General features: G+C 67.3%; 17 protein-coding genes. 13 read left to right on the top strand and 4 right to left on the bottom strand.

All coding sequences use genetic code 11. From position 1 onward, the window contains the following. The first annotated feature begins 2 nt into the window (after positions 1 to 2). Genes frr through LTA6_RS16450 form a run of 6 tightly spaced genes read left to right on the top strand, consistent with a single transcriptional unit; the run spans position 3 to position 3,929 of the window. Complete coding sequence (frr, locus tag LTA6_RS16475; RefSeq protein ID WP_341974945.1) at positions 3 to 557, top strand: ribosome recycling factor; 555 nt, start codon at positions 3 to 5, stop codon at positions 555 to 557. A gap of 5 nt (positions 558 to 562) precedes the next feature. Next, positions 563 to 1,606, top strand: coding sequence for a phosphatidate cytidylyltransferase (locus LTA6_RS16470; protein WP_341974944.1), 1,044 nt, complete (start codon positions 563 to 565; stop codon positions 1,604 to 1,606). Next, a complete protein-coding gene (locus LTA6_RS16465; protein WP_341974943.1) occupies positions 1,603 to 2,190 on the top strand; it encodes a DivIVA domain-containing protein in 588 nt (195 codons plus the stop codon). The genes LTA6_RS16470 and LTA6_RS16465 overlap by 4 nt, the downstream gene beginning before the upstream one ends. Before the next feature lie 48 nt (positions 2,191 to 2,238). Continuing rightward, on the top strand, positions 2,239 to 2,910 hold the full coding sequence (locus LTA6_RS16460) for a transglycosylase SLT domain-containing protein (RefSeq protein WP_341974942.1): 672 nt from the start codon (positions 2,239 to 2,241) through the stop codon (positions 2,908 to 2,910). A 9-nt stretch (positions 2,911 to 2,919) separates the two neighbouring features. Next, complete coding sequence (locus LTA6_RS16455; protein WP_341974941.1) at positions 2,920 to 3,207, top strand: hypothetical protein; 288 nt, start codon at positions 2,920 to 2,922, stop codon at positions 3,205 to 3,207. 2 nt (positions 3,208 to 3,209) lie between these two features. Next, a complete protein-coding gene (locus LTA6_RS16450) occupies positions 3,210 to 3,929 on the top strand; it encodes an alpha/beta hydrolase (protein WP_341974940.1) in 720 nt (239 codons plus the stop codon). Positions 3,930 to 3,944: 15 nt separating this feature from the next. Here LTA6_RS16450 and LTA6_RS16445 read toward each other — a convergent pair whose 3' ends face one another. Beyond that, a complete protein-coding gene (locus LTA6_RS16445; protein ID WP_341974939.1) occupies positions 3,945 to 5,000 on the bottom strand; it encodes an AI-2E family transporter in 1,056 nt (351 codons plus the stop codon). 180 nt (positions 5,001 to 5,180) lie between these two features. On the opposite strand from LTA6_RS16445, the gene LTA6_RS16440 reads away from it, so the two are divergent. Together LTA6_RS16440 and LTA6_RS16435 are read left to right on the top strand one after the other, a co-directional pair. After that, the gene (locus LTA6_RS16440) at positions 5,181 to 7,127 is read left to right on the top strand and encodes a glycosyl transferase (RefSeq protein ID WP_341974938.1); all 1,947 of its coding nucleotides are present in this window, start codon (positions 5,181 to 5,183) and stop codon (positions 7,125 to 7,127) included. Continuing rightward, a complete protein-coding gene (locus LTA6_RS16435) occupies positions 7,124 to 8,056 on the top strand; it encodes a tetratricopeptide repeat protein (protein WP_341974937.1) in 933 nt (310 codons plus the stop codon). Before LTA6_RS16440 ends, LTA6_RS16435 begins: the two co-directional genes overlap by 4 nt. 48 nt (positions 8,057 to 8,104) lie before the next feature. On the opposite strand, the gene glgB is transcribed toward LTA6_RS16435, so the two are convergent. The 3 genes from glgB to glgX all read right to left on the bottom strand — a co-directional run bounded on the left by glgB (position 8,105) and on the right by glgX (position 14,516). Further along, positions 8,105 to 10,309 carry a 1,4-alpha-glucan branching protein GlgB gene (glgB, locus tag LTA6_RS16430; RefSeq protein ID WP_341974936.1) on the bottom strand — a complete coding sequence of 735 codons (2,205 nt, stop codon included), beginning with the start codon at positions 10,307 to 10,309 and terminating at the stop codon, positions 8,105 to 8,107. Continuing rightward, positions 10,306 to 12,378 (bottom strand): maltotransferase domain-containing protein, encoded by a 2,073-nt coding sequence (locus tag LTA6_RS16425; RefSeq protein WP_341974935.1) that lies wholly within the window; start codon positions 12,376 to 12,378, stop codon positions 10,306 to 10,308. Before LTA6_RS16425 ends, glgB begins: the two co-directional genes overlap by 4 nt. A gap of 65 nt (positions 12,379 to 12,443) precedes the next feature. After that, positions 12,444 to 14,516 carry a glycogen debranching protein GlgX gene (gene glgX, locus LTA6_RS16420; protein ID WP_341974934.1) on the bottom strand — a complete coding sequence of 691 codons (2,073 nt, stop codon included), beginning with the start codon at positions 14,514 to 14,516 and terminating at the stop codon, positions 12,444 to 12,446. Positions 14,517 to 14,590: 74 nt separating this feature from the next. On the opposite strand from glgX, the gene LTA6_RS16415 reads away from it, so the two are divergent. Genes LTA6_RS16415 through LTA6_RS16395 form a run of 5 tightly spaced genes read left to right on the top strand, consistent with a single transcriptional unit; the run spans position 14,591 to position 20,261 of the window. Then, positions 14,591 to 15,781 carry a cysteine desulfurase family protein gene (locus tag LTA6_RS16415; RefSeq protein WP_341974933.1) on the top strand — a complete coding sequence of 397 codons (1,191 nt, stop codon included), beginning with the start codon at positions 14,591 to 14,593 and terminating at the stop codon, positions 15,779 to 15,781. Between the two features lie 9 nt (positions 15,782 to 15,790). Next, positions 15,791 to 16,888, top strand: coding sequence for a tRNA 2-thiouridine(34) synthase MnmA (gene mnmA, locus LTA6_RS16410; RefSeq protein ID WP_341974932.1), 1,098 nt, complete (start codon positions 15,791 to 15,793; stop codon positions 16,886 to 16,888). A 49-nt stretch (positions 16,889 to 16,937) separates the two neighbouring features. Then, entirely contained in the window at positions 16,938 to 19,271 is a 2,334-nt protein-coding gene (ligA, locus tag LTA6_RS16405) for an NAD-dependent DNA ligase LigA (RefSeq protein WP_341974931.1), read from the top strand. Further along, on the top strand, positions 19,268 to 19,750 hold the full coding sequence (locus tag LTA6_RS16400) for a hypothetical protein (RefSeq protein WP_341974930.1): 483 nt from the start codon (positions 19,268 to 19,270) through the stop codon (positions 19,748 to 19,750). The genes ligA and LTA6_RS16400 overlap by 4 nt, the downstream gene beginning before the upstream one ends. Further along, a complete protein-coding gene (locus LTA6_RS16395; protein WP_341974929.1) occupies positions 19,743 to 20,261 on the top strand; it encodes an AAA family ATPase in 519 nt (172 codons plus the stop codon). The genes LTA6_RS16400 and LTA6_RS16395 overlap by 8 nt, the downstream gene beginning before the upstream one ends. Positions 20,262 to 20,347 lie beyond the last annotated feature (86 nt).

Below are 20,347 nucleotides of genomic sequence, written 5' to 3'. Positions count from 1 at the left end.
CCGTGATCGCGGACGTCCTCGCTGAAACCACCTCTCGCATGACACGGGCAGTCGAGGCTGCCAAGGAGGACTTCTCCACGGTTCGCACGGGCCGCGCCAACCCGCAGCTCTTCCAGAAGGTGCTCGTCGACTACTACGGAACCCCGACGCCGCTGGCTCAGCTCGCCGCGCTGGCGAATCAGGAAGCGCGAACGCTCATCATCACGCCGTACGACAAGTCGGCGCTGAAGGCGATCGAGCAGGCCGTGCGGGACATGCCGAACCTCGGCGCCAATCCGACCAACGACGGCAACCTCATCCGCGTCTCGATGCCGGAACTCACGGCTGAGCGACGCAAGGAATACGTCAAGCTCGTCAAGACCAAGGCAGAAGATGCGAAGGTGCACGTCCGCGGAATCCGGCGCAAGTCCAAGGACGAGTTGGACGCGCTGAAGAGCGAACTCGGTGAAGACGAGATCGCTCGAGGCGAGAAGGAACTGGATGCTCTCACGCGCCAGCACGTCGACCTCATCGACGAGGCTCTCAAGCGCAAAGAGGCCGAACTCCTCGAGGTGTAGTCGGAATGTCTGACGACTCGGGCGAAGCAGCGGACAGCGGGACTGTGAGGCGTCCGCTGCCCGCGGATGCCCGCACCCCGGCCGCGCCTATCGACCCGACAGATCACTATGCGATTCGCGAGCAGTGGCGCGCGGCGCGTGATGAGTTCGGCACGCACGTCTCGCAGGCGCGTGATCATCTCGACCAGGCGAACGAGCGCATCAAGCAGCGCACCGGTCGCGATCTGATTCTCGCGATCCTGATCGGCCTCGCCTTCGGCGTCGTGCTGCTCGGGTCGCTGCTGTTCATCAAGGTGCTGTTCGTACCGTTCGCCCTCGCTGCTGCTCTGCTCGGGGTCTACGAACTCTCCAGGGCTCTGCGTTCGTCCGGTCGACGGATCGATGTGGTCCCGCAGCTCATCGCGGCCGCGCTCCTCGTTCTCTCGGCATACTTCGCCGCTCCCTGGCTGTGCTGGGTGATGTTGTTCGTCGCGGTCGCATTCGTCATCGTCTGGCGCTTGATCGCGCAGATGGTCGCGAAGGACGGTCGCACGTACGGCGATGTGCTCGCGGACGCCGTCATCGGCGGTTTCGTGCAGATCTACGTCCCATTCCTCGCCGGTATGGCCCTCATCCTGCTCGTGCAGGAAGGCGGTCAGTGGTGGGTGCTCAGCTTCATCGCGATCGCGGTCGCGGCTGACACCGGCGCGTATGCGGCTGGAGTCGCCTTCGGGCGGCATCCGATGGCGCCGCGGATCAGCCCGAAGAAGACCTGGGAAGGATTCGCGGGCGCAGCGCTCGCATCGATCACTGCCGGTGTCCTGCTCGCGCTGTTCCTCCTCGACCTGCCGTGGTGGGCCGGAGTCGTCTTCGGGGTCGCGATCCTGCTGTCTGCGACGCTCGGCGACCTCGGCGAGTCCATGCTGAAACGCGACCTCGGGATCAAGGACATGAGCTCTTGGCTTCCTGGGCATGGCGGTCTCCTGGACAGACTCGACAGCATCCTGCCGTCGACGATCCCCGCGGTCTGCCTCTACTTCCTTCTCTCTCCCTGGGTGGTGCTGTCATGAACTCCGACTCCGTACTGGATCTGGAAGACGCGGAAGAACAGTCTCCACCGGCGTTCACGCTGACCAGCGGACGCACGCTCGGGTATCACCGCGCAGCCGTGGATGCGTTCCTCGCCGCCGCTCGCGCGGCCTTCGAGGACAACAGCGACGATCTCGGTGCAGCCGAGGTGCGCATCGCCTCGTTCCCGCTCGTGAAGGGCGGATATGTCGTTGCCGAGGTGGATGCCGCTCTTGCTCGTGTGGAGGATGCTTTCGCCGCACGCGCCCGTCAGCGCGCCGTGCGCAGTCAAGGCGCCGGTGCGTGGGTGGAACAGGCCAGGGAGGATGCGCAGATCATCCTCGATCACCTGGCCAGGCCCGAGCGGCACCGTTTCGCCCGCACCGGAAAACTCACGTTCGGCTACCGCATCGACGAAGTTGACCATGTCACCACTCGCATCGTGCGGTACCTGCGCGACGGCGAGGCGCTCTCGGCCGAGCAACTGCGTTCTGCCGCATTCCGGATGCAGCGCGGCGGCTACCGCGAGGAGCAGGTGGACGCGCTTCTGGACTCCTCGATCGACGTCATTCTGGCCGTCCGCTGAGCATTCGCATGGCCGTCTCAGGCTCATTTGCGTAGACTGGCACCCATCGTGAACTCCCGTAACGACATGATCCTCTCCGACCGCGCCGCGTCCGCGCGTGTTTCGGCGACCTCGATGCCGTCACGAAACGGCGTGCGCCGCTGGTCCCGACGCCGAGGCGTCGTCGGGTTCTTCGCCGCTTTGGCGGTGGTCGGTTTCGCCGCTGCAATGGTCGCGCCCACCGGTGTCGCGCTGGCCGATCCCGTGACTCCTGACGAGAACGAGACCGCGTACTCGCTCGCTCTCGAGGACACGCAGAACCTCACCGTGACCGTTGAAGGCGCAACGATCGCGCCGATTCAACGAGGATCCTTCTCGGTCTACGTCACACCCAAGCCGACTCCGACCCCGACTGCCACGCAGGCATCGACCGGCGGCGGCGGACCTCTCTTCTACACGGGCGGCGGAGCGCCGGCCGAGTGGATGGCAGCGGCGGGCATCCCCGAGGGCGACCGTGGTTACGTCGACTACATCGTCTCCAAGGAGAGCGGGTGGAACCCGAATGCGGTGAACACCTCTTCTGGAGCCAGCGGCCTCGTGCAGGCGTTGCCGTGCAGCAAGGTTCCCGGAAACTGCTTCGACCCCGTGGACAATCTGCGCTGGGCGAACGGGTACGCGACGGGTCGTTACGGCAGCTGGGCTGGCGCGTACGACTTCTGGACGCGTAACCACTGGTGGTGAGCCGGCGTCATGCCCCGCTCCCGCCGACCGCGTTCAGCGCGCCCTGAGACCGAGGACTCCTTCGAGCGTCTCCTCGCCGGCTGGAAGCGCACCGAGGTGCGCCGCGGTACCGAATGGACGGTTCAGCCGATCTCCGCCGTGCAGTCGCAGAAGGAGTACGTCTGTCCCGGCTGCGGCCGTGAGATCGCGGCCGGAACCGCGCACCTGGTCGCCTGGCGCGCCGACGGCGTGCTCGGTGATGCCGCAGACCTCGCTGCCAGGAGACACTGGCACACACACTGCTGGAGGATGGCGTGAGCATGGAGATCAGGGGCCCGCTCGAGCTGCCCGCTCGGCGCGAGGACATCGAGTTGCAGACCGCCGACGACCTCACCCTGGTCGGCGAGCTGGCTCTGCCCGTTGCGCATGAACCGGTCGCGACGCTGGTGACGTTGCATCCTCTGCCGACCGCGGGCGGTTTCATGGACTCGCACATCCTCCGCAAGGCGGCCGCGCGGCTGCCCGCGCTGGCGGATCTTGCCGTGCTGCGGTTCAACACCCGCGGCACCACCTCGCCGCGCGGCACCAGTGACGGAGCCTTCGATGGCGGCGCGGCCGAACAGTTCGACGTGGCGGCCGCCGTGGAGTTCGCCCGTGAGCGTGGACTTCCGCGCCCGTGGCTGCTGGGATGGTCGTTCGGCACCGAGCTCGCGCTGAAGTACGGCCGTTCGCACGACATCGCGGGGATCATCCTGCTGTCGCCGCCGCTGCATCGCGCCACCGCGGACGAGGTGGCGGCCTGGGCGGGAACGACGACGCCCGTCATCGTGCTGATCCCCGAGTTCGACGACTACCTGCGCCCCGACGAGGCTCACCAACGATTCGCTTCGATTCCGCACGCGACACTGATCTCCGTCGAGGGCGGCAAACACCTCTGGGTGGGGGAGAGCCAGACTCGACGCGTCCTCACCGAGATCGTCGCCGCGGTCAACCCCGCCGCACTCCCGCTGCCGACGCAGTGGCCACCGGTGGGCGGCTGATCGCCCTTCTGCGCGTCAGAGCTCGTTCATCCGCGGGATGATGACCTGACGGTAGATGATCAGGATGCTGGCCGCCACCGGGATCGCGATCAACGCACCGAGGAGCCCCAGAAGGCTTCCGCCGGCGAGGGCCGCGACGACGACGACCGCGCCGGGCACGGCGACGGCCCGGCTCATGATGCGCGGGGAGATGAAATATGCCTCGATCTGCATGTAGATGAGGTAGTAGATCGCCGCTGCGATGGCGGTCGCGGGGGAGCCGAGACCGGGGATCAGGCAGATCAGCACGATGATCGTGGACCCGGTCAATGTGCCGACCAGCGGAATCAGCGAGAAGAAGAACGCGATGACAGCGAGGACAGCGGGGAAGGGCGCATCGATGATCGTGAGGAAGATCGCGCTCAGGATGCCGTTGATGACGCCCTGGCTGACCTGCCCCATGACGTAGTACCCGACGGAGTCGGTGATCTGGTCGGCGATGTCGATGAACCGCTCGCGCTTCGACGCGGGAGCCAGCTGGTACACGGCGCGCTTGAGCGAGGGTGTGGATGCCGTGAGATAGATCGTCAGGATCAGCACGATGAACGCGCCGAAGAGGCCTGTGACGATGGAGGTGCCGACGACGATGACGCTTTCGGTGATCGAGCCCCAGTTGTCGAGCAGCCAATCGGTCGCCTTCGTGAACATGTCGTCGATGAACGACGGTTGGAGCCCGGGGAACACGCCGACGATCCAGTCCTTCACGTCTTCGAGGGCGGTGCTCTGCAGGAAGACGGTGATTCGACGCACGAGTTGGCTGATCTGGTCGATCAGAAGCGGCAGCACCATCAGGACGATGCCGGCGAAGACGCCGAGCACCGCGAGGATCGTGATGAGCACCGCGAGCCAGCGCGGGAGCTTGCGTCGCTCGAGGAACGCGACCACCGGGTCGAGTCCGAGGCTGAGGAAGAGCGCAGTGCCGACGTAGAGCAGCACCGTCGAGAGCGACTGGACGCTTCCGATGAGCATGATGCCCAGGCCCACACCGAGCGTCGCCACCAGGGCGGTGCGGAAGGGGTTGTGGATCTTCATCTGTGCTCCTCGGAATCTCGGATGCATTCAGGCTATCCACCGCCGGGGTCAGCGCTCGCGCGACGTGCCGCGCAGAAGGGAGGTGCCGCCCTCGTGGGCAACACTCAGGTGCTTTCGCTAGTCTGAAATGTCGAGTGTTGCGACTCGGACGGACGTCCGACTCGCGTGAGGAGACTTTTCGTGCGTTTCGTATGGGCCGTCGTGGCCTTCGTGCTGGCCACGGTGCTGATCGGTGCCGGAATCGCCCAGCGCACCATATTCATGGGTCCGTCGTCGCAGCAGATGCAGGTGAAGATCGATGAGCCCGCTCCGTTCGTGCTCATGGACGGCGACGTGCTCCGTGCCCGTCCCGGCGCACAGACGCTGTTGATCCGCGGTGAGGGAGACATCTTCGCCGCCTACGGACGCACCGCGGACCTCAAGGCATGGCTCGCCGATTCCGACTACAACCAGGTGAGCCTCAACGACGCGGGCCGTCCGACGGTGAAGGCCGTCGCCGCGACCACCGCCGCCGAAGAGCCCGCCGACGGCGAGGAGACTCCGGCAGAGGAGGCACCCGCAGAGGAGGCACCGGCTGAGGGCGAGACCCCCGCGGACGAGTCCGCAGGGCGAAATCCCGCTGGCTCCGACCTCTGGCTCGACTCGTTCACGGAGAAGGACGCTCTGATCGCGGACAACATGCAGCTCCCGGACGGCATGAGCGTTCTCATCGCCCATGACGGCACCCAGGATGCCCCGGACAGCGTCGTCGTGTCCTGGCCGCTCGACACCTCTACTCCGTGGGCCGGCCCGCTGATGGCCGCCGGTGCCGCTGCGCTCCTTGCGGGGCTCGTGATGTACGTGCTCGGCATCCGCCACCAGCGTCGTGGTCGTGGTCCGCGCCGCAAGGGCCCAGGACCGATGCCCGCCACGGAGCCGATCGAACTCGCAGCCCTTCCGCCCGCGGAGCGTGAGGCCATCGAGGCTCCGGCTGATGCACCGAAGCAGGGCGACGCGAACGAGCCCGTGCAAGACGGCAAGGAACCGGAGGCGCGGAAGTCCATGAGCGCGACCCGCTCGACACGCCGTCGTCGGATGCTGGCGCTTCCTGCGCTCGGTCTCACGGCGCTCCTTGCCGCCGGCTGCTCGGCGGACTCCTGGCCGCAATTCGGTGCCGGCGCCCCGACGCCGTCTCCGACGCCCACTGTCATCGCGCCCGAGAACCAGAAGCCGCCAGCGGTGACCGAGGCTCAGGCAGCGCGCATCCTGCAGCAGATCTCGAGCACACTGGTCGAAGCGGACACCGCTCTCGACCTCGAGCTCGCGAAGACCCGCCTGGACGGGGCTGCGCTGGCCGCACGGGGTACCGAGTATGCACTGCGCACGGCGATCCCAGAGACGCCGGTGCCGGCCGCGATTCCGACCGAAGACATCGAGGTCGTGCTCCCGGAAGCCACGGATCGCTGGCCACGCACTGTCCTCCTGCTCTCGAAGAGCACCGCGGACGAGACGGTGCCGCCGGCGATCCTGACCATGACCCAGCAGGATCCGTGGTCGAACTACAAGGTGACGAACATCGCCGAGATGCAGGCCTCCTCCAAGGTTCCTGACCTCGCCGCACCGTGGCTGGGCACCTCGATCGTGCCGACCGATTCCGCCTTCCTCAGCATGGCGCCGGGCGAGCTCGCCGCGGCGTTCGCCGACGTCGTCGACACGGGAGAGCAGAGCGCGTCTTACGGACTTTTCGATGAACTCTCGCTGAAACTCGCGACGTCGATCCGCGACAGCCGTCAGGCTGTGGTGCAGACCTTGGCCGATAACGGCGCCGCCGATACGTCGCAGACCGCGTTCGACATCGTGCCGTCCGACTCGGCACCGGTATCGATGACCACTCTCGACAGCGGCGCGATCGTCGCGATCTCCCTCATCGACAAGGAGACGGTGACGCCCACCTCGGGCGACGCGGTCATCCGGTTCGGCGACAACGCCCAGGCGAAGGCGTTGACCGGAGCGAACGAGTCCGCCAAGGGCGTCGAGACGACATACGAATTCCAGCTGTTCTTCGCGGTGCCGGCCCAGAGCTCGACGGAGCAGATCCGTCTTCTCGCCGCCCGCCAGGACCTTCTCAGTGTGCAGGTGATCAAGTGAGCGAAATCTCTCCCGCCGCGCTTCGTGGCGCCGTCGACCTCTCGTCGCTGCGAGGGCGGCCCACACAACCGGCAGCTGCCGCACCGGCAGCGGTGCCCGGCATCGTCGATGTCGTCGTCGATGCGACGGACGAGTCCTTCGGACAGATCCTCGAACTCTCCCGTACCGTCCCCGTGGTCGTCGATCTCTGGGCCGAGTGGTGCGGTCCCTGCAAGCAGCTGAGCCCGATCATCGAGAAGGTGACCAGGGAGCTCGAAGGCCGTGTGCTGCTCGCCAAGGTCGACGTCGACGCCAACCCGCAGTTGGCGCAGGGCTTCCGGGCGCAGTCGATCCCGATGGTTGTCGCACTGATCGCCGGTCAGCCCGTGCCGATGTTCACCGGCGCGGTGCCGGAGGCGCAGGTTCGCGAGGTCTTCGCCCAGCTCCTGCAGCTGGCAGCGCAGAACGGCGTCACCGGCACCCTTCCGGTCGGCGACGGTGCAGCAGTTCAGACGGAAGAGCCGGAAGAGCCGGCGCTGCCGCCACTGCATGCCGAGGCATTCGCCGCCATCGAGTCCGGCGACTACGCGGCGGCGATCGTCGCGTACCAGAAGGCGCTCGCGGAGAACCCCAGGGACGAGGAGGCGATCGCCGGCCTCGGCCAGGTGCGACTGCTCGACCGTGTGCAGGGCCTCGATCTTCAGGAAGCGCGCGCTGCTGCGGCCGCCGCCCCCCGCGATGTGTCGGCGCAGTTCGCCGTTGCCGACCTCGATCTCGCCGGTGGGCACGTGGAGGACGCGTTCGGTCGTCTTCTCGATCTGTTCCAGACGCTTCCCGCAGACGAGCGCACTCCGGTGCGTGAACGACTCGTGGAGCTGTTCGGGTTGATCGGCGCATCTGATCCTCGCGTCATCACTGCGCGCAACCGACTGACCTCGCTCCTGTTCTGACGTGCTTCCGGTGGACTCGGCGATCCTTGGCCGTGTCCACCGGAAACTTCAGCCGTGGTTCACGGTCGGAACATGCGGCTCCGGCTGATGACGCAGCCACAGCGTCGAAAGCGCCGGTAGCGTCAGTGTCGCCGTCGGTGCGCCGTCACCGTCGGCATGCGCCACGACCAGGCCGAGGTTGCCCGAACCGCGGCCGCCGTAGTCCGCCGCATCCGTGTTCAGGATCTCCTGCCAGACGCCCTCTCTTGGCAGCGCGAGTCGGTAACCGGAGTGCTCGACACCGGCGAAGTTGCTGATGACGACCAGACGACCACCGTGCGCGTCGCGCCGCTCGAAGGCGATCACGGTCGGATCCCAGGTCGGCGCACCCAGTCGGGTGAACGACGAACTGTCATTGTCGCGTTCCCAGAGCGGTGCCTGGGCGCGGTATGTGCTGTTCAGCGCACCGACGAAGCTCTGCAGTTGCGCGTGCGATGGCTGCTCCAGCAGCCACCAGTCGAGCTCCCGTCCCTCTGACCACTCCGCGATCTGGCCGAACTCCTGCCCCATGAACAGCAGCTTCTTACCGGGGTGGCCCCACATGTAGCCGAGGTAGGCGCGGACGTTGGCGAGCTTGTGCCAGTGGTCGCCAGGCATCTTCGCCAGCAGGCTGCCCTTGCCGTGCACGACCTCGTCATGGCTGATGGGGAGCAGATAGTTCTCGCCGAAGGCGTAGACGAACGAGAACGTCATCTCGCCCTCGTGGTGTGCCCGGTACATCGGGTCCCGCTCGATGTACTGCAGCGAGTCGTTCATCCAACCCATGTTCCACTTGAAGCCGAAGCCGAGTCCCGCGTGACTTGTCGGGGCGGTGACTCCGGGGAAGCTGGTCGACTCCTCGGCGATCATCATGACCCCGGGGTACAGGCGGTACGCGGTGGCATTGACCTCCTGCAGGAAGCGGATCGCCTCGAGATTCTCCCGCCCGCCGTGGATGTTCGGCTCCCACTCGCCGTCGTTGCGCGAGTAGTCCAGGTACAGCATCGAAGCGACGGCATCCACGCGAAGCCCATCCACGTGGAACTCGCTGAACCAGAACAACGCATTCGCGACGAGGAAATTGCGCACCTCGTTGCGTCCGTAGTCGAAGATCAGCGTGCCCCAGTCCTGGTGCTCACCGCGACGGGGGTCCGGATGCTCGTAGAGAGCCTGCCCGTCGAAGCGCGCCAGCGCGAACGCATCCTTCGGGAAATGCCCTGGCACCCAGTCCATGATCACGCCGATGCCGGCCTGGTGCAGCCGGTCGATCAGGTACTTGAGGTCGTCGGGGCTGCCGAATCGGCTGGTCGCGGCGTAGTAGCCGCTGACCTGGTAGCCCCAGGAGCCGCCGAAGGGGTGCTCAGCGAGCGGCATGAACTCGACGTGGGTGAACCCGGCCTCTGTCACGTGCGCGATGAGCGGATCAGCGACGTCGCGGTAGCCGAGACCGTGTCGCCACGATCCGAGGTGCACCTCGTACACCGACAGCGGCTGCGCGACCGCATGCGTCGCAGCCCTCCGGGTCATCCAGGCGCCATCGGCCCACGCGTATGCGGACTGCGCGACGACGGATGCCGTGCCCGGCGGCACCTCGGCGGCCACCGCCATCGGGTCGGCCTTGAGGATCCATCCACCGCCCCTCGTGCGGATCTGGTACTTGTACTTGGTGCCGACCGACAGATCGGGGATGAAGAGCTCCCAGAGCCCGCTCACGCCCATGGAGCGCATCGCGTGGGCTTCGCCGTTCCAGCCGTTGTGATCGCCGACGACCCGGACCGCTGTCGCGTTCGGCGCCCACACGGCGAAGGAGACGCCGGGCTCGCCGTCCATTGTCCGCGGGTGGGCACCCAGAGCTTGCCAGAGTCGCTCATGCCGTCCCTCGGCGATCAGGTGCAAGTCCAGCTCGCCGATTGTCGGGAGGTGACGATACGGGTCGCCCGCGATCGTCTCCTCGACGTCGGTGTACGCGGTAGCCACCCGATAGGGGACAGTTGGGCCGTCATGGCGCGCTTCCCAGATTCCGTGGGCGGCGTGTTCGAGCTGGAGCCGCGTGCCGTCTGCGAAGACGGCGGCGACCGATGATGCGAGCGGTCGACGCACGCGGATCACCGTGACCGTCTGATCGGCTGCTGTCGTGATCGGATGGGCCCCGAGGACGGCGTGCGGTTCGTGGTGGGATCCCGCGGCGACGGCCTCCCATTCGGCGGAGACGCTGATGTCTTCTGCGTAGCTCATGCTCGCTCCTTCACCCTCAGAATGTGCACCGGCTCGGCGAAGGCGTCGAGGCGCACGTAGTTGTGGTCGCTCCAGGTCCAGACGCTGCCGGAGAGCAGGTCCTCGACCTCGAAGCTCTCGCCGAGCGGGACGTCCCACACGCGGGTGTCCAGATGAACCATCGTCTGCCGCACGGAATGCGGATCGACGTTGGCGATGACGATGATCGTGTCCGGCGTGCCCGTTCCGGTGAAGGCGGCGTCGAGATGCTTGCTGTAGACGAGGATCGACTCGTCGTCGCTCCAGTGCACCGAGAAGTTGCGCAGCTGGCGCAACGCAGGATGTGCCCGGCGAATCTCGTTCAGCCGGCGCAGCAGCGGCGCGAGCGAGTCGCCTCTCTCCTCGGCGCCATCCCAGTCGCGGAACTTGTACTCGTACTTCTCGTTGTCGATGTTCTCCTCGGAACCAGGTCGCGCGACATTCTCGACCAGTTCGTACCCGGCATACACACCCCAGGTCGGCGCTGCGGTCGCGGCGATCGCGGCTCGGATCCGGTACGCCGCGCGCCCTCCGAACTGGAGGTATTCGGTGAGGATGTCGTGCGTATTCACGAACAGGTTGGGGCGCATGAAGTCGGCGGTGTCGTGCGAGACCGATGTCAGGAACTCCTCGAGCTCCGCCTTCGTGTTCCGCCAGGTGAAGTACGAGTAGCTCTGCTGGAAACCCGCCTTCGCCAGGCTCTGCATCATCGCCGGTCGTGTGAACGCCTCGGACAGGAAGATCACGTCGGGGTCTTCCGTGCAGACGATGCCGATGAGCCACTCCCAGAACTGCACCGGCTTGGTGTGCGGGTTGTCGACCCGGAAGATCTTCACGCCCTGCGAGACCCAGTGACGGACGATGCGGAGAACCTCGGCGTAGATCCCGGCGGGGTCGCGGTCGAAGTTGACCGGATAGATGTCCTGGTACTTCTTCGGAGGGTTCTCCGCGTACGCGATCGTGCCGTCGGGCAGCACCGTGAACCATTCCGGATGCTCCGCGACCCAGGGGTGATCGGGCGCCGCCTGCAACGCGAGGTCGAGTGCGACCTCGAGGCCTTCCTTGTTCGCGGCGCGCACGAACGCGCGGAAGTCCGCGGCGGTGCCGAGATCCCTGTGGATGGCATCGTGGCCGCCGTCGGGCGAGCCGATCGCATAAGGGGAGCCGGGATCACCAGGCAGCGCTTCGAGTGTGTTGTTGCGCCCCTTGCGGTTGATCTCTCCGATGGGATGGATCGGCGGGAGGTAGATGACGTCGAATCCCATGCCTGCGACGCCGGGCAGGCGCTTGATCGCGGTGCGGAACGTTCCGCTCTTGACCGTTGCGTCCTTCTGTCGTTTCGCACCCTCGGAGCGCGGGAAGAACTCATACCAGGCGCCGACGCCCGCGAGTTGGCGCTCGACCAGGAGGCTGAGCGCGACGGATGCGGAGCGGAGCGTGCTGAGCGGTCGGTCGGTGAAGATCGTCGCCAGGTCCCGATCGGTGGCGACGGCGGAGATCAACTCAGCGTCGGCGCCCTGCAGGCTCTCCGATGCAGCGGCGAGGTGCTTTCGCTGAGCGGCCGGGCGGCTCTTCTCCGCGGCCGCGCGAGTGAGGATCTGGGCACCGAGAGCCGCCATCACCGGCGTATCGACGTCGAGCGCAGCCTTCAGCTCTGCAGCGTGCGCCCAGGTCGCAAAGTCATCGGAGAACGCTTCGAAGCGGTACGACCACGTCCCTCGTTCATCCAGCGCTACGTCGGCGCGCCAGCGGTCGGTTCCGTCGTGGAGCGGGGCGAGTCGGTGCAGACTCTCCTCGCCGCTCGGAGACGTCAATCGCAGATGCACGCCGATGATGTCGTGACCTTCGCGAAAGGCGGTCACGCCGAACGGCACGACCTCTCCGGCGAAGGCCTTGGCCGAGAACCCGCCGGGAACGTGCGGCGTCGGTGATACCAACGGTATGCGTGTCGTGCGCAACTGCTCGGTGTCGGCGCTGTCCCCCAAGGGACGCAGCGGAATCTGGACACGGCTCCGGAGAGCCGCCGTTCGGGTTTCGGTGCGTGAGGCCACTAGCTGAATGTACCGCCCCGACTCCCTCGCTGGAAGCGAGCGGCGAGGCGGGTCGCAGCCTCATCTCACTCGACGCGGAAAAGCCTCATCGAGGTGCCAAGAACCGGCAGCACATCACCGGGCGCGAAGACATCCGTGCTCTCGGTCGGACGATCCTCAGCGCTCGACCAGAGCGAGACGAACCGGGTCGCTCCCTCGATCTCCTCGGGGAGACGGACGTCGATGGGCGATTCCGTGCCGTGCACGATCAACAGGATGCGGTTCTCCGCCTCCTTGTCCGGCGTGGACGCGGCGACATACTGCAGGGTGCGGTTACCGGGGTCGCCCCACTGCGAAACCTCCATCGTCTCGCCGTTCTGGTCGTACCAGTCCATGACGCTCGCGTTGGGGATGTGCTCGCCGAGACGCGCGTAGCGACTCGGCCGCAGCGCGGGATTCTCCATGCGCAGCTGGATGAGTCGGGTGACGTGCGCGCGGAGGTCCTCCTGCCACGGCTCGAACTCCCAGGGGAACCAGCTGAGGGGGGAGTCCTGCGCATACGCATTGTTGTTGCCCCGCTGCGTGCGCCCGATCTCGTCACCGGCCGTGAGCATCGGGATGCCGGCGGAGAGGAGCAGCGTGCCGAGGAGATTGCGCATGGCCTTGCGGCGCGCGGCCAGGATCACCGGGTCGTCGGTCGGCCCTTCGACACCATGGTTGAACGCGCGGTTCATGTCGGCGCCGTCGCGGTTCTGCTCGCCGTTGCCCTCGTTGTGCTTGACGTCGTAGGAGACCAGGTCGTGCAGGGTGAAGCCGTCGTGCGCGGTGACGAAGTTGACGCTCGCCAGAGGTCCGCGGTCCTCGCTGAACGTGTTCGACGAACCGGCGAGACGCGTGGCGAAGCCACCGATTCCGACGGGGGCGGACGCGCGGCGGGCGTAGTCGATGTCACTCAGCCAGAAGTTGCGCACCCGGTCGCGATAGCGGTCGTTCCATTCGTGCCAGCCGGCGGGGAAGTTGCCGGTCTGCCAGCCGCCGAGGCCGACATCCCATGGCTCGGCGATGAGCTTGGTCTCTCGCAGCACGGGGTCGTCTGCGATCGCGGTGAGCAATGGATGCTCGGGTGTGTAGGCGTGGGACCCATCGCGGGCGATTGCCGCGGCGAGGTCGAAGCGGAAGCCGTCGATCTGCATCTCCTGCGCCCAGTAGCGCAGCGAGTCCAGCACCAGCCGCGCACCGGCTGGCGTCGCCGTGTTGAGCGTGTTTCCGCATCCGGTGGTGTCGATGTAGGCGCCATCCGGCTGCTGGCGATAATACGAGGCGTTGTCGATGCCGCGCAGGCCGGATCGAGGTCCACCGAGTCCCTCCTCTGACGTGTGGTTGTAGACCACGTCCAGGATGACTTCGAGTCCGGCCTCGTGCAGCAGTCGCACCATGCCCTTGAACTCGGCGAGGACGGCTTCCGGTCCGCCCTTGCGCGCCTGCTCGGTGGCGTACGCGGTGTGCGGCGTGAAGAAATTGAGGGTGTTGTAACCCCAGTAGTTCGTGAGCCCCAACTGCAACAGCCGAGGCTCGGGAACGAAGGCCTGTACCGGCAGCAACTCGATCGAGGTGATGCCCAGCGAGTGGAAATGCTCGATCATCGCGGGATGCGCGAGGCCGGCGTACGTGCCGTGCAGCGCAGGCGGCACGTCGGGGTGGCGCTTGGTCAGGCCCTTGAGGTGTCCCTCGTAGATGACGGTGCGATCGAGAGGGATACGGGGCTTCTGCGAATCTCCCCAGTCGAAACCGTCGACGATGACGACGGAACGCCACTCCTCGTAGCCGTCGCCCTGCGCGAGGCCCCGAGCGTACGGATCGAGGAGAAGGGATTCCACGTTGAAGGTGTTCCCCGGACCGTGCGGTCCGTCCACGCGGACGGCGTAGCGCGTGCCCGGTTGCAGCAGTTCGGTGGTGATCTCCCAGACGCCGCCGGGGCGGCGCTCGAGAGGCACCTCGTCGGTGACCCAGTCGAGATCGGTGGCATCGAAGATGACGAGCTCGACGGCAGAGGCGTTCTGCGACCAGAGACGGAGAGTTCCCACCCCGTCGTGCAGGCGAACGCCGAGGTTTTCGAGTGCGGCTCCCCCCAGAGGAGCGGCAGCGGGCTGCGGACACATGGAGGACAGCCTAGGCGCACGCGGCTCGGGAACCGCGCAACGCCGCGACGGCAGGCGGGTGGGAGGATGGGGGAATGCGGTTCTACCTCGATCACGCGGCGACCTCGCCCCTCCGGCCGGAGGCGCGGGATGCCTGGCTCGAAGCGACCGGCGTGACGGGGAACGCCTCGTCCACTCACGGCTCGGGTCAGGCCGCGCGCCGCCTTCTCGAGACGTCGCGAGAGCGCATAGCGGCAGTCCTGGACGCTGATCCCATCGAGGTCGTCTTCACCTCCGGCGGCACCGAGTCGATCAACCTCGCGTTGCAGGGCTTGTGGCGAGCGCGGGACCCCCGCACCAGCGCGATCGTGCTTCCGGATGCCGAGCACCACGCGACGTTCGACACGGTCGCGGCGCTGGCAGCGGAGGGCGCGGAGGTGCGGCCGGTGCCGGTGACCTCCGATGCGCACGTGACTCCTGCGGCGTTCGCCGCGGCGCTGCGACCCGCAGGATCGCCCTCGGCCGCGCTGGCGACGGCACTCGTGGCGAACAACGAGGTCGGCACGATCAATGACGCGGCCACGCTTGCGGCAGCTGCCGCGGGCGCGGCGGTGCCGCTCCATCTGGACGCGGTCGCCGCTCTCGGTCACGTGCCGCTGTCGTATCGCCGGCTGCGGGGGAGCGCGGAACCGGCTTCGGGTCTCGTCGCGCTGAGCCTCGCAGGGCACAAGATCGGCGCGCCCGTGGGCACCGGCGTGCTGGTCGTCGACCGCACCGCGCGGATGGCACCGCTGCAGCACGGCGGAGCGCAGCAGCGCGGTTTGCGTGCGGGGACGCAGGACGTGGCCGGAGCGGCGGCGTTCGCGGTGGCGCTGGAGCTCGCAGAGGCTGAACGCCTCGCGGAGGGCACTCGACTGCGAACTCTGCGCGACCGGCTGGTGGCCGGGATCACCGCGGCCGTTCCGGCCTCCGCGTTGCTCGGCGATCCGGTGAATCGTCTGCCGGGCAACGCCCACATGCTCTTCCCCGGTGCGGTCGGGGAGAGTCTGCTCTTCATGCTCGACATGGCAGGCGTTTCCTCTTCCACGGGGTCGGCCTGTCAGGCGGGTGTCGCGGAGCCGTCGCACGTCGTACTGGCGATGGGGCGCAGCGAGCGCGACGCGCGCAGTGTGATCCGGTTCAGTCTCGGCAGGACATCCGGCGATGCCGAGGTCGATGCGGTGCTCGCCGTCATCGCAGACGCGTATGCGCGCGCATCCGGGACCAGCACAGGCAACCGCTCGTAGACTGGACTCATGCGGATCCTGGCAGCAATGAGTGGCGGAGTGGACTCCGCCGTCGCGGCTGCCCGGGCCGTGGAGGCGGGGCACGACGTCGTGGGCGTGCATCTTGCGTTGTCTCGTGCCGGAGGCACGCTGCGCACCGGCAGTCGCGGCTGCTGCACCATCGAGGACGCACTCGATGCTCGACGCGCGGCCGACATGCTCGGCATCCCCTTCTACGTCTGGGACTTCTCGGAGCGTTTCCGCGACGACGTGATCGAAGACTTCATCTCCGAGTACCGCGCCGGCCGCACTCCGAACCCGTGCATGCGGTGCAACGAGAAGATCAAGTTCGCCGCCCTGCTGGAGCGGGCGATCGAGCTCGGTTTCGACGCGGTGTGCACCGGGCACTATGCGACGCTGGTGCCGACGCCTGCGGGGCTCGAGCTGCACCGGGCTTCGGATGCCGCCAAGGACCAGTCCTACGTGCTCGGCGTTCTGACCGCCGAGCAGTTGGCGCACACGTACTTCCCACTCGGCTCGACGCCGTCGAAGGCCCTCGTGCGGGCTGAGGCTGCGGAGCGCGGCCTCAGCGTGGCGCAGAAGCCGGACAGCCACGACATCTGCTTCATCCCCGACGGCGATACCCGCGGGTGGCTCGCCGAGAAGGTCGGCGCCGAGACCGGAGCGATCCTGGACCGCGCCGGTGACGTCGTGGGCACGCACGAAGGCGCGCACGCGTTCACGGTCGGGCAGCGGCGCGGCCTCAAGCTCGGCGTGCCCGCCGCCGACGGCAAACCACGATTCGTCCTCGAGGTGCGGCCGGTGTCGAACACGGTCGTCGTAGGCCCGAAGGAGGCACTCGCCATCGCGGAGATCGCGGGGGAGAGGTTCTCCTGGGCGGGAGCTGCGCCCGAGGCGCCGGAGTTCGACTGCGAGGTGCAGATCCGTGCGCACGCCGACCCGGTGACCGCGGTGGCGTTCGTGTCGGATGCAGGGGTGCGGGTCGTACCGCAGGTCGCGCTCGATGGCGTGGCGCCGGGGCAGACCGCAGTGCTCTACGTCGGCACTCGTGTGCTCGGACAGTTCACGATCGACCGAACGGTGTCGGCGGTTCCGGTCGACGCATAGCGCGGTTTCTATACGCGCGCGTGTCGCACCCCCCTCGTAGACTGGCGAGGTGCCGGAGAACATCTCACTGGAAGCCGCCCGCAGCGAGGCCGACGATCTGACCACGCGCATCCTCGAGGCGAAGGACGCGTACTACGGGCGGGACACCTCGCTCGTCGATGACGCCACCTACGACGGGTGGATGCGACGGCTCGAAGAACTGGAGCGGCTGCATCCGGAACTCGCCGGGCAGGATTCGCCGACGCAGATGGTGGGGGCAGCCGAATCCACCGGACTCGCCACCATCGAGCACGCCGAGCGGATGCTCAGCCTCGACAACGTCTTCTCGATCGAAGAGCTCCGGGAATGGGCGGCGAAGGCGCAATCGTCCGCCGGTCGTGAAGTGGCGTGGCTCACCGAACTGAAGATCGACGGGCTCGCGATCAATCTCCGATATGAGAACGGCGTACTGACCTCGGCGGCGACACGCGGAGACGGACGTGTCGGCGAGATCGTCACCGAGAACGCCCTTCGGCTGCCTGAGATCCCGCAGCGTCTGGTCGGCACCGGGCATCCGTCGATCGTAGAGGTGCGCGGCGAGGTGTTCATCCCGGTCGCCGCCTTCGAGCGGCTGAACGCCGCACAGGCGCGTTTCCGCGACCTCGCCTATGCCGATGCTCTTGAGCGCTGGACCGCGCGCGGCGGTGCGAAGAAGCCCTTCGACGAGGACAAGGCTCGCACCGCTGCCGCGCGTCGATTCCCTTCCTTCGCGAATCCGCGCAACGCGGCCAGCGGTGGATTGCGGCAGCAGATCGAGAAGAAGAACGGCCTCGAGCTGGAGGCGGCGCTGCTGCGCGTCGAATCGCTGGCGATGTATGTGCACGGCATCGGCGCATGGCAGAATCCTCCCGTCGCCACGCAGAGCGAGGTGTACGACCTGCTCTCCGCGTGGGGTCTGCCGACGAGTCCGCATACGAAGGTCTGCCACGGCATCGACGAGGTGGTGGGGTTCGTCGAGCATTTCGGTGCGCACCGGCACGACATCGAGCATGAACTCGACGGCATCGTGGTCAAGGTCGACGAGTTGGCACTGCACGACGAGCTGGGCATGACCAGTCGCGCGCCGCGATGGGCGATCGCCTACAAGTACCCGCCGGAGGAGGTGCAGACGAAGCTCCTCGACATCGTCGTCTCCGTGGGGCGCACAGGACGAGCGACACCGTTCGCCGTCATGGCTCCGGCACACGTGGCGGGCTCCGTCGTGCGCCAGGCGACGCTGCACAACAAGGACGTCGTCAAAGCGAAGGGCGTCCTCATCGGCGACACCGTCGTGCTGCGCAAGGCGGGGGATGTGATCCCCGAGGTTCTCGGACCCGTCGTCGAGAAGCGGGACGGCACCGAGCGGGAGTTCGTGATGCCGATCGGCTGTCCGGAGTGCGGCACGCCACTGCGGCCGATGAAAGAGGGCGATATCGATCTGCGCTGCCCGAACGCCCGTTCATGCCCTGCGCAGGTGCGAGGGCGAGTGGAGCACATCGGATCGCGCGGTGCGCTCGACATCGAGGCGCTGGGCGAGGTCACCGCTGCGGCGCTGACGCAGCCCACATCACCCGAGATCCCTCCGCTGCAGACCGAAGCGGGACTCTTCGCGCTCACCCTCGACGAGATCGTGCCCATCGAGCTCTTCGTGCGTGACGCCGAGACCGGGCTGCCGAAGGAAGATGACGACGGTCTCGTCAAGACGCGTGCTCCGTTCCGCCGCAACCCCACGGCCGCGGAGCGGAAGTCCGGGCTGGAAGGCCCGCAGCCGTCGTCGCAGGCGCTGACCCTCCTCGCCGAGCTGGAGAAGGCGAAGACGAAGGAGCTCTGGCGTCTTCTGGTCTCGCTCAACATCCGCCATGTGGGCCCGGTCGCCGCCCGAGCGCTGGCGCAGTGGTTCGGATCGCTGGATGCCATTCGTGCCGCCTCGCGGGAGGAACTCGCGGGCGTCGAGGGCGTCGGCGGCATCATCGCCGATTCGCTCACGGAATGGTTCACCGTCGACTGGCACCGCGAGATCGTCGCACGGTGGACCGAGGCCGGCGTGCAATGGGCGACGCCCGGTCACGCGGGCCCCGGCGCCGCGGTGATCGAGGGCGGTGTGCTCGACGGGCTCACTGTCGTCGCGACCGGCTCTCTCGATGGTTATTCGCGAGATGGCGCGCAGGAGGCGATCATCCAGGCGGGTGGCAAGGCGGCATCCAGCGTCTCGAAGAAGACCGACTTCGTCGCTGCGGGTCCCGGTGCCGGCTCCAAGCTCGCGAAGGCTGAAGAGCTCGGCATCCGCATCCTGGATGCCGCACAGTTCCACGTCCTGGTCACCGAGGGACCTGACGCGCTTGGCCCCGTGAGCGACGCCTCTTGAAGCGGTACGGACCGCTGATCGCCGTACCCGAGGCGCTTGCGATCGGTGATCCTGGCCGGCATCACCTGCGACTGACACCGGATGCGGTGATCCTGCGCGAGGGTGTCGAGAACCGCGGCATCGTCGCGTGGGAGGGGCTCCAGGCGATAGCCCTCGATGTGCCGACGACCCGATTCCGATTGCCTGGATTGGTCGGTACGATCCTGCTCGGCGCATTGACCGCGCTGACGTTGACGGACCTCGGTATCGACCCGGAGGACGGCGCCGTCGAGGTGAGAGCGCACGGCGAATCCACGAGGTCTCCGTTGAGTCGGCATCATGTCGGCGGCTATTGGGCGCCGACGGTCACCGGCGCACAGAGGCTGATCCAGTACCTGATCGAGAACCCCGAGCAGCGCTCACTCCTCGCACGACCCGAGGCCTTGATCGACGTGGCCGCCAGGCTCGCGACCCAAGAGGAACGCTCGCTGGATGGTTGACCGGCTCATCGTCGTCAACGGGATGGCCGGCGCAGGAAAGACCACGCTCGCGGGTCCGCTGGCCGCTGAACTCGGCATCCCCCTGGTGTCCAAGGACGTCATCAAAGAGGCACTGGGCGACGCGGTGACGGCGCGCCTGCCGACGACGAAGCTCGGCGCGCTGGCAGCGGATGCGCTGTGGCGCTTGACGGGGATGCTCGAGGGCACCGTGATGGTCGAGTCGGTGTGGCTGACGGGACGCGATGAGGAATGGTTCCGCCGCGGCTGGGTGTCCGTCGGTTCTCCCGCGGGCATCGAACTGTGGTGCGAGGCTCCACGCGCGACGATGCGTGAACGCTACCTGACGCGGCCGCGTCACGCTGTGCACGATGATCATGCACGCATCGCCGAATGGGAGGCCGCCGCGGCGGTCGCTCAGCCGCTCACCGGGTTTCCGGTGCGTCGGGTCGACAGCAGTAGCCCTGTAGAGGTCTCTGCTCTGGCCGCCGAGATCATCCGCGCGTTTCTCTGACGTCGTGCGCCTGCCGGCGGCATAACGAACGACTTCCCGCACGAGTACCGGCGTCAGACGCGGTTCTCTCGTGCGGGAAGTCGGGA

Origin of the sequence: Microbacterium sp. LTA6, from assembly GCF_045690355.1 — a bacterium.
Taxonomy (GTDB): Bacteria; Actinomycetota; Actinomycetes; order Actinomycetales; family Microbacteriaceae; genus Microbacterium.
The sequence above is the reverse complement of the archived record's forward strand: the minus strand, read 5'-3'. Positions and strand labels throughout refer to the sequence as shown.